Genomic DNA, 2,816 nt, shown 5'->3' on the forward strand with positions numbered 1-2,816 from the left:
ATGAAATACTTTACGGCGGAAATATACATAGGGCTATCGGTTACTTTGACAAGGTTTGTTACGGAAAAAACAGCGACAAGAAGGATTTTTCCTGCAAAATAAAGGAGCAATTAGAAATTTGCCTAAGCGATAGCGAGTGCAATCCTTTAAGAAAAGCGATGAGTATACTTGTACCAAAATAAAAATTTTAACAACGCGATAAATTTCATCCTTATAGCTGATGCACTTCGCAAAAAAAAGCAAGAATAAAGCCGCTAGAATATTACCGCCTGCTTCTATCGTTTCGCTGCCATAAAATTTTACTCCGTCTCCAAAACCTCTCTTGCGTATTTTATCCCCAAATCATACGCCTTTTCATTTAGCGCACGGGTTTTTTCGGGCACAGAGCGGAGCATTTGCTCTTTTACGAGCCCTGAGTCCATGCAGCGGCTAAGCCCTACTGCGATCGCTAGAGCCACGACACTTTGAGTGATGACATTCCCAACTTCGTATTTTGCGATGGTGATGATTGGAATTTCATAAATTTTAAAGCTTGCCCTATCCTCATCGCTCGGTGCTACTAAATTCGGCTCGATTACGATCACGCCGCCTTTTTTCACGCCGTTTTTGAAAGCATCGTAGCTGCTCTGCGCCGTTGCGAGCATGAAATCGATCTCGCCCTCGCTCGCGTAAGGATATAGAATTTCTTCATCGCTTAAGATAATATCCACTTTCGTAGGTCCGCCACGTACCTGAGAGGTATACGTAGATGCCTTGATTCCATAGCCGCCGTGCGCGATCTTTGCCGCAGCTAGAATTTCACCTGCTAAGATCACTCCTTGACCGCCCACTCCCACAAATCTTAATTGATTCATCTTAGTCCTTCAAAATTTATCGCTTCGCCGCTTTGTGCCGCGTCTATCACCTTTTGATACGCCTTTGTGTATTCGGTGCGCTCATTATCTTCGTGCAAAACTCCAAGCGGAAATAGCCCCGCTCGCTCATCCTCGCTAAGAGCGTCAAATTTTGTTTTGGAAATCGTGCGCGAATCAAGCCACTTTAGCATTTGCACTGCCTCGCTCATTTTATTTTTACGACCCAAATTTACGTGGCAATTGCTAAAAATATCAAAAAAACTATAACCCTCGTGCTCAAAGCCCTTAGCCAAAAGTCGCTCGATTTTTTCTGGATTTGTCACGCTCTCGCGTCCGACAAAAGTTGCTCCGGCAGCAATCGCAAGTTTCGCCGCATCAAAGCTGGGATCGACATTGCCGTATTGTGCCGTAACCGTCCAAAACCCACGCGGCGTCGTAGGGCTCGTCTGCGAGTTCGTGAGCCCGTAGATGAAATTGTTTACTAAGATATGATTTAGATCGATATTGCGGCGGCATCCATGAATCGTGTGATTGCCCCCTATCGCAAGCCCATCGCCATCGCCAGTGACTACGATTACGTGTTTGCCTGGATTTGCAAGCTTGATACCCGTAGCATAAGCTATCGCACGCCCGTGCGTCGTATGGACGGTATTGCAGTCTATGTAACTCGACATCCTACCGCTACAGCCGATACCGCTTACCACGCACACATCGTCCATACTCCAGCCTATGCGGTCAATCGCGCGGATGATCGCTTTTAAGATCACTCCGTCGCCGCAGCCCCAGCACCAAAGCGTAGGCATCTTGTCCGTTCTTAGATATTTATCGTAATCAAACGACATTTAAAGCTCCTTTACTTTCTCGATAATCTCGCTAGGGCTGATCGGTCTGCCGTTTGCCTTAAGAAGCGTCTTAAAATCATCCCTCAAGCAAGCGCGCTGCACCTCTAGCAGATACTGCCCTAAATTTAGCTCGGCGATTAAAATTTTATTAAATCTCTCCCCTAGCTCCCTTAGCTTGCGCGCTGGGCTTGGCCACAGCGTGATCGGGCGAAAAAGTCCCACACGCACGCCTTGCCCTCGTAGCTTTAAAATCGCGTCTTTTGCTGCCAGGCTAACGCTGCCGTAGGCGATGATACAGATTTCGGCGTCATCTAGCATAAATTCCTCATATTGCACGATCTCATCTTCATGCGCCGAAATTTTATTAAAAAGCCTTTTTATAGAGCGATCCACGATCTGCTCGTTTTCGGTCGGAAAGCCCTTTACGCCGTGATGCAGCCCCGTTATGTGATAGTGATATCCCCTAAAAAATGGATTTAGCACCGCAGGCTTATCGGGTGCAGCGTCGTAGGGCTCATAATCTTTCGGACCACCTTTAAATTCCGCCCTGCGCTCGATTTTTAGATCCGAAATTTCAGGTAGCACCGCCTTTGCCTGCATATGCCCAAGCGTCTCATCAAGTAGCAAAAATACCGGCGTCATAAACCGCTCGGCTAGATTGAAGGCGCGCACGGTTTGCGTATAAGCCTCATTTAGTGAGCCCGGGCACAGCGCGATGCTTTGAAAATCGCCGTGAGTGGGGTTGCGAGCTTGCAAAATATCGCCCTGCGCCACTCGCGTAGGAAGCCCAGTGCTAGGACCTCCTCGCATAACATTTACGATTAAAAGCGGAATTTCAGCGTGAATTAATCATATACCGACGCTATTTATTTAGCTCTGTCTCAGACTTAGCTTTAACTATTTTAATGTTTATGGGTATCTTTTGGGGTAGTAACTCAATTAGTAAGGGTATTATCGGACAATCACTTTCAGCTTTAATTATTGGCTTCACATTGTGGACAACAATTCAGAATACAGTATCAATGTTAGGCAGTAATACTATGAATAATGCGAAAAGTGGGATTTTACAGCAATTATATTTGATGCCAATTTCAAGTGAAAAATTATTTTTTAATAGAAG

At 45.8% G+C, this 2,816-nt stretch carries 4 protein-coding genes and 1 pseudogene; 2 read left to right on the forward strand and 3 right to left on the reverse strand.

Features of this window, described 5'->3' with window-relative positions:
• The coding region (locus Q0236_RS00400) for a hypothetical protein (RefSeq protein WP_297913695.1) at nucleotides 1-182 on the forward strand (182 nt) is incomplete at its 5' end.
• A gap of 117 nt (nucleotides 183-299) precedes the next feature.
• Here the strand turns inward: Q0236_RS00400 and Q0236_RS00405 are convergent.
• The 3 genes and pseudogenes from Q0236_RS00405 to Q0236_RS00415 form a co-directional block, all read right to left on the reverse strand.
• Nucleotides 300-854: a 2-oxoacid:acceptor oxidoreductase family protein gene (locus tag Q0236_RS00405; RefSeq protein WP_297913699.1), complete on the reverse strand. Its 555-nt coding sequence runs from the start codon at nucleotides 852-854 to the stop codon at nucleotides 300-302.
• Nucleotides 851-1,696 carry a 2-oxoglutarate ferredoxin oxidoreductase subunit beta gene (locus Q0236_RS00410; RefSeq protein WP_297913701.1) on the reverse strand — a complete coding sequence of 282 codons (846 nt, stop codon included), beginning with the start codon at nucleotides 1,694-1,696 and terminating at the stop codon, nucleotides 851-853. Before Q0236_RS00410 ends, Q0236_RS00405 begins: the two co-directional genes overlap by 4 nt.
• Nucleotides 1,697-2,557: pseudogene (locus Q0236_RS00415) on the reverse strand (2-oxoacid:acceptor oxidoreductase subunit alpha); the annotation flags it as partial. It abuts the gene before it with no gap.
• 44 nt (nucleotides 2,558-2,601) lie between these two features.
• Between Q0236_RS00415 and Q0236_RS00420 the strand changes: the two are divergent.
• Nucleotides 2,602-2,816: hypothetical protein (locus Q0236_RS00420; RefSeq protein WP_297913706.1), on the forward strand; the 215-nt coding region annotated here is incomplete at its 3' end.

The organism is uncultured Campylobacter sp. (assembly GCF_938031315.1).
GTDB lineage: Bacteria > Campylobacterota > Campylobacteria > Campylobacterales > Campylobacteraceae > Campylobacter_B.

What these genes read in the sequence shown, in the direction of transcription:
- Q0236_RS00410 (WP_297913701.1), bottom strand. Translation starts at nt 1,696, where the DNA reads ATGTCGTTTGATTACGATAAATATCTAAGAACGGACAAGATGCCTACG.
- Q0236_RS00405 (WP_297913699.1), bottom strand. Translation starts at nt 854, where the DNA reads ATGAATCAATTAAGATTTGTGGGAGTGGGCGGTCAAGGAGTGATCTTA.